Annotated in this window: 5 protein-coding genes and 1 pseudogene; all 6 read right to left on the minus strand. The window is 65.1% G+C overall.

Annotated elements, in window-relative coordinates; all coding sequences use genetic code 11:
• A pseudogene (locus tag RR928_RS23945) lies at window positions 1-208 on the minus strand (branched-chain amino acid ABC transporter permease); the annotation flags it as partial.
• Window positions 209-230: 22 nt separating this feature from the next.
• Window positions 231-962, minus strand: a complete 732-nt coding sequence (locus RR928_RS23950; protein ID WP_332539231.1) for an ABC transporter ATP-binding protein — start codon at window positions 960-962, stop codon at window positions 231-233.
• The gene (locus RR928_RS23955; protein ID WP_332539230.1) at window positions 959-1729 is read right to left on the minus strand and encodes an ABC transporter ATP-binding protein; all 771 of its coding nucleotides are present in this window, start codon (window positions 1727-1729) and stop codon (window positions 959-961) included. Before RR928_RS23955 ends, RR928_RS23950 begins: the two co-directional genes overlap by 4 nt.
• Window positions 1730-1981: 252 nt before the next feature.
• Complete coding sequence (locus RR928_RS23960; RefSeq protein ID WP_332539229.1) at window positions 1982-3175, minus strand: substrate-binding domain-containing protein; 1194 nt, start codon at window positions 3173-3175, stop codon at window positions 1982-1984.
• A gap of 223 nt (window positions 3176-3398) precedes the next feature.
• Window positions 3399-4931, minus strand: coding sequence for a sigma-54 interaction domain-containing protein (locus RR928_RS23965; protein WP_332539228.1), 1533 nt, complete (start codon window positions 4929-4931; stop codon window positions 3399-3401).
• A 56-nt stretch (window positions 4932-4987) separates the two neighbouring features.
• A complete protein-coding gene (locus RR928_RS23970; protein WP_332539227.1) occupies window positions 4988-5857 on the minus strand; it encodes an amidohydrolase family protein in 870 nt (289 codons plus the stop codon).
• Window positions 5858-5970 lie beyond the last annotated feature (113 nt).

Here is a 5970-nt window from a genome sequence, read left to right on the forward strand (position 1 = left end):
TGAACACGCCATGGCCGAAGTTCAGCACGTCCATCAGGCCGAACACCAGCGTCAGCCCCGAGGCGATGATGAAGATGATCATGCCCATGGCCAGGCCCGCCACGGTGAGCGTGAGCCAGGTGCTGGGCGAGCCGACCAGCGGCAGCGTCACCAGCGCCAGCGCCGGCACCAGCGCCAGCGGTTTCCAGTCCAATTCCTTGAAATTCATGTGTGCTCCTTGTCGCGCCGCGTCACAGCGCCAGCCCCAGCAGCGACTGCTGCAAGGCCTTGTCGGCCGCGAGATCGGCCATGCGGCCCGCGTGCACCACGCGGCCGTTGTCCATCACCGCCACGCTGTCGCCCAGGCGCGTGGCAAAGGCCAGGTTCTGCTCGACGAGAAGAATCGTCACGCCCGCGGCCTTGAGCTGCTCGAAGGCCGCGATCATGTTCTGGATGATGGCCGGCGCCAGCCCCTTGCTGGGCTCGTCGATGATCAGCAGATCGCGCGGCTCGACAATGGCGCGCGCCACGGCCACCATCTGCTTTTGTCCGCCCGACAGCTTGCCCGCGGGATGGTTCCAGAACTTCTCCACGGCCGGAAACAGGCCGAAGATCCACTGCAGCCGCGCCTCGTCCATCTGCGCCGCGTGGCTTGCCTGGCGCGCGGCCAGCAGCAGGTTTTCCTTGACGCTCAGGTCGGCAAAGATGCCCATGTTCTCGGGCACATAGGCGACGCTGCGCTGGGCAATCGCGGGCGTGGGCAGGCGCGTGATGTCCTGGCCACCCAGCAGCACCTGGCCCTGGGACGCCTGCCACAGTCCCATGATGGTGCGCAGCGTCGTGGTCTTGCCCGCGCCGTTGCGCCCCAGCAGCATCGTGAGTTCGCCGCGCGGCACTTCGAGATCGACGCCGTGCAGGATGTGGTACGCGCCGATGTGCGTGTGCACGCCGCGCAGTGACAGCATGGAAGCGGTGGAATTCATGCGGCCTCCTCTTGCGGCGCTATGCCCAGGTAAGCCTGCTGCACCACGGGCGAAGCCATGACTTCGGCCGGCAGGCCGTCGGCCACCAGCGTGCCATTGGTCAGCACGATGATGCGGTCGGCCAGCTCGCGCACCACATCCATCTTGTGCTCGACCAGCAGGATGATCTTGCTGCGGTCCGCCTTGAGATCGCGTATCAGATCGAGAATCACCGGCGCCTCGTCATGGCCCATTCCGGCCGTGGGTTCGTCAAACATGTAGACCTCGGGCTCCAGCGCCATCAGCAGCGCGACTTCCAGCTTGCGCTGGTCGCCATGCGGCAGGCTCGCCACGGGCTCGGCGCGCCGCGGCCACAGCGCCACCTGTTCGAGCACCTGCTGGGCGCGCGCCGTGAGCCGGCCGTGGTCGCTCCAGATGCTCCACAGATTGAGCCCGCCTCTGTGCTTGCCCGGCAGCCGCGCCTGCACCGCCAGGCGCACGTTTTCCAGCACGCTCAGATTCGGAAAAAGATTGGTCAGCTGGAACGCCCGGCCCAGCCCCGCATGGGTGCGCGCCGAAGGCGCGAGGCCTGTGAGCTCGCGGTCACCGAGCAGCACGCGCCCGGCCGTGGCCTTGAGCTGACCAGATATCAGATTGAAGAAGGTCGTCTTGCCCGCGCCATTGGGGCCGACGATGGCCGTGAGCGTGCCCGGCGCAAAGCGGCAGCTCACACCGTTGACGGCCACATGGCCGCCAAAACGAATCGTCAGGTTCTGGGTTTCAAGCATAAAAAGGATGTGACGGGCCGCAACGCCTGCGGCGGCAGGCGTTGGCGGCGGGGATTCGAAATATGCGGCGCGAAAAGTTCTTAGGGTGGGCCGTTCATCCTTCGACGCGGCCGGCAAGGCAGGCTCAGGACGAACGGATGTCGCGCCGCGCCCCATCTGTCGAAGGGTGTCTCCGTCTAACTCGCCAATACCGTTCGCCCTGAGCCTGTCGAAGGGCGTTTCAGGGCGAAGGGACAACCTCGCCAAACCCATTCAACGCCCATTCCGAATCGGGATGCTCATTTCCTCAGGCTTGATCTCCCGCACCAGTTCCGGCACGCCCCAGGCAAATGCCGGGTCGTTCTTCACGCGGAAGTGGTACATGCTCTGCATTGCCTGGTGGTCTTCCTTGCGGAAGGTCATCGTGCCCTTGGGCGTGTCGAACGACATGCCTTCCATGGCCTTGATCAGCGTGTTGGTCTTGGTGTCGCCGTTGGTCTTCTTGAGCGCGGTCACCAGCGCCATCGCGGCCGAGAAGCCGCCCGCGGTGAAGAAGTCCGGCGGCGTCTTGAACTGCTTGTAGTGCATGGCCACCAGCGCGTCATTGACCGGATTTTTGGGAATGCCGAAGTAGTAGTAGCTCGCGCCTTCCATGCCCGGCAGGTTCTTGTACGCGGCCATGGCGGGCAGGATGTTGCCGCCCGAGGCGATCTCAATGCCGTAGCGCTTGAGGTCCAGATCGGCGATCTTGAATGGGTTGCCCGCGCCGGCCCAGACGATCCAGATGATCTTCTTGCCCGGCTGGTCCTTGAGCTTGTCGATCAGCCGCTGCGCGCCGGCCGTGAAGTCGGTCGTGGCCGCGGGCAGGTACTCCTCGTGCACCAGCTTGCCCTTCTTCACCGCGTCCTTGAACGCCTTGACGCCGTCGCGGCCGAACGCGTTATCCTGGGCCAGCGTCGCAATCGTCACGCCCGCGCGATCGATCGCCACGGCATTGCTGATCGCATCCTGGCTTGAATTGCGGCCGGTACGGAAGATGTACTTGTTCCACTTGTCGCCGGTGATCGAATCGGCCACCGCGGGCTCGACCAGCAGGATCTTCTTGTACTCCTCGGCCACGGGCAGCATCGCCAGCGCCACGCCCGATGCGCTGGGGCCTACGGCAATGTCGGCCTTGTCGTCGGAGTACGCGGTCGCGAGCTGGCTCTTGCCCAGATCGGGCTTGCCCTGGTCGTCCTTCTCTATCACCACCAGTTTCTTGCCGGCCACGGTCATGCTGCCGCCGGTCGCGTACTCGAGGCCCATCATCAGTCCGGCCTGCGTCTGCTTGCCATAGGCCTCGAGCGGGCCGGTCTTGCTGTAAACGTGGGCAATGCGGATCTCGCCCGACTGCGCCAGGGCCGCTTGGGCGCCTGTCAAAGCCAGCGCACAGAGAACGGCGGAATGAACCAGGGTACGGCGTTGCATGGTGCTTGTCTCCTTTTGAATAGTGGACAAGATACAGCAGGCTTTGTGCCAGGCGGCGATCTCTGGCGGCTACGCGCGCAAGCCCTTGATTTTGCTCAGCACGCGGCAGTCATGGGCCATGACAGGTTACAAAATGCCTGATTTTCAGACAACATCAACCGTCTGAATTTCAGACATCTGTCTGTTTCAAGCACAGGGTTTGCACCAAAGTGCAGCAAGCCATTCAAGCCGTTTGATCGATGCGCGCGTACAAGGTGGCACGCGAAATCTGCAGCTGGCGCGCGGTCGCGAGCTTGTTGCCGCCGTTGGCCGCGAGCGATGCGGCAATCGCCTGCTGTTCGAGTTCGGCCACCTGCACATGCAGCGGCCGCAGCAGGCGCTGGCTTTCATCTTGCGCCTGGGTGCGTGGCAGTCCCGGGGCCAAATCGGTCAGCGCCGGTTTCGGCTCGACGCCTGCGGCGCGCAGCACTTCGCCCAGCAGGCGCGCATCGACCACGCCGCTGTCGCCGCGCATCGCGGCCTGCTCCAGCACATTGCGCAGTTCTCGGATATTGCCGCGCCACTCCTGGGCCGCAAGCAGCGCCAGCGCATCGGCATGCCATTCGGGCGGCGGCATGTCGTTGCGCAGCCCCATGTCGTCGCTGAGCACTTCGACCAGCGCGGGAATATCGGCGCGGCGCTCGCGCAGCGGCGGCACGCGTATCGGCAGCACATGCAGGCGATAGAACAGATCTTCGCGGAACTGGCCCGCGCGCACCATGGCCGGCAGATCGCGCGACGTGGCAGCGACCACGCGTACGTTCAGCGGCAGCAGCTGGTTGGAGCCCAGCGGCTCGATCTCGCCTTCCTGCAGGGCGCGCAGCAGCTTGGCCTGCAGGCTTGCGGGCATGTCGCCGATCTCGTCGAGAAACAGCGTGCCGCCATCGGCCAACTTGAACTTGCCGTCGCGCCCGCGCCGGTCGGCGCCGGTGTAGGCGCCAGGCGCCACGCCAAAGAATTCGGCTTCCAGCAGCGTGTCGGGAATGGCCGCGATATTGAGCCCGACAAACGGGCCTGCGGCACGCGGCGAGGCCGCATGGATCGCATGCGCCAGCAGTTCCTTGCCCGTGCCGGTCTCGCCGAGCAGCAGCACCGGGCTCGAAGACTGGGCAGCGCGCCGCGCCTGGCGCTTGACTTCGGTGGCCGCGGGGCTCGCACCGACGAAGCTTGCGAACGTATGCTTGGCCTGGCGCAGGCCGGTGCCCGACTGGGCCCGGCCGCGCTGCGCCGCAAGTTCGCGGCGCGCATCGTCGAGGTCGCGCTGCAGGCGCGCGAACTTGCTGATCAACGGCTGCAGCGTGGTCTCGGGGTGATCGAACAACACGATGCCGATCGCGCCTATCACCAGGCCCGCGTCGTCATGCAGCGGCAGCCGGCTGACGACGAAGGTGCCGGCCTGGTTTGTGAGCAGATCGATCAGCACCGGCTGGCCGGTCTCGAGCACGCGGCGCATCTGGGTGTTGGGAATCACCTCCTCGACCATATGGCCCAGAAAGTCGTCGACCGAGGCCACGCCCAGCGCCGGCAGGAAGCGCCGGTAGCCTTCATTGACCCAGACCACGCGGCCCGAACGATCGGCCAGGAACATGCCCTGGCTCATGCTCGAGAACAGATGGAACATCGAGCGCGCCGCGAGCGCCAGGATGCTGTCGGCGTCTAGCGGCAGCCCATGGGCCGCGGGCGGAGGGGATTCGCGAAGCGCAGGCGTCTCAGACATGTGCGCGATGGTAACGCCTGCGCGGCGCAGGCTCCGGGACAGCGCCCCGCTGCGCGTCAGGCCTTGTCGAAACCCAGCAGGCGCACGGCGTTGCCCTTGAGAATGCCGGGCATGACTTCGGGCTTGAAGCCCGCGACTTCGAAGTCTTTCATCCAGCGCTCGGGCGTGATCAGCGGGAAGTCGCTGCCGAACAGCACGCGGTCCTTGAGCAGCGTGTTCGCGTACTGCACCAGCTGCTTGGGAAAGTACTTGGGGCTCCAGCCCGACAGATCGATCCAGACATTGGGCTTGTGCATCGCCACCGACAGCGCTTCGTCCTGCCACGGAAAGCTAGGGTGGGCCATGACGATCTGCATGTCGCCGAAGTCGACGGCCACGTTGTCGAGCAGCATGGGATTGCTGTACGACAGCCGCAGCCCGCCGCCGCAGCGCATGCCGCTGCCAATGCCGCTGTGCCCGGTGTGGAAGATCGCGGGCAGCTTGTGCGCGTTGATCACTTCGTAGATCGGCCAGGCCATGCGGTCGTACGGGTCGTAGCCCTGCACCGTCGGATGGAACTTGAAGCCCTTGACGCCCTCCTCCTTGATCAGCCGCTCGGCTTCGCGCGCGCCCATCTTGCCCTTGTGCGGATCGACGCTGGCAAACGCCACCATCATGTCGCTGTTGGCGCGCGCGGCTTCGGCGATCTCCTCATTGGGAATGCGCCGTCGCCCCATCTGCGACTCGGCGTCGACAGTGAACATCACCAGCCCCAGCTTGCGCTCGCGGTAATACGCCACGGTCTCGGCAATCGTCGGCCGCGCCGAACTGCCGAAGTACTTGTCGGCCGCGCGATCGAACTCCTCGCCGTAGTTGTCGAAAGGGTTGCGGCAGCTGACTTCGGCATGGGTATGGAAGTCGATGGCCACCAGGTCCTGGTGTTTCATGGCATGGCTTTCGTGGTCGAGGCAATGGCCCAGGGCCGCAAGCCCAGAGCATTCACCTGGCTGAAGAATAGATATATTTCATAACTATATTCCATGCGCTTGAGACGTCAGCA

The sequence above is a fragment of the Comamonas sp. genome (assembly GCF_036666375.1).
Taxonomy (GTDB): domain Bacteria; phylum Pseudomonadota; class Gammaproteobacteria; order Burkholderiales; family Burkholderiaceae_C; genus Comamonas.

Bases quoted from the DNA above. Each gene is read 5' to 3' on its own strand.
- RR928_RS23960 (WP_332539229.1), bottom strand. From the start codon at position 3,175: ATGCAACGCCGTACCCTGGTTCATTCCGCCGTTCTCTGTGCGCTGGCT.
- RR928_RS23955 (WP_332539230.1), bottom strand. From the start codon at position 1,729: ATGCTTGAAACCCAGAACCTGACGATTCGTTTTGGCGGCCATGTGGCC.
- RR928_RS23970 (WP_332539227.1), bottom strand. From the start codon at position 5,857: ATGAAACACCAGGACCTGGTGGCCATCGACTTCCATACCCATGCCGAA.
- RR928_RS23965 (WP_332539228.1), bottom strand. From the start codon at position 4,931: ATGTCTGAGACGCCTGCGCTTCGCGAATCCCCTCCGCCCGCGGCCCAT.
- RR928_RS23950 (WP_332539231.1), bottom strand. From the start codon at position 962: ATGAATTCCACCGCTTCCATGCTGTCACTGCGCGGCGTGCACACGCAC.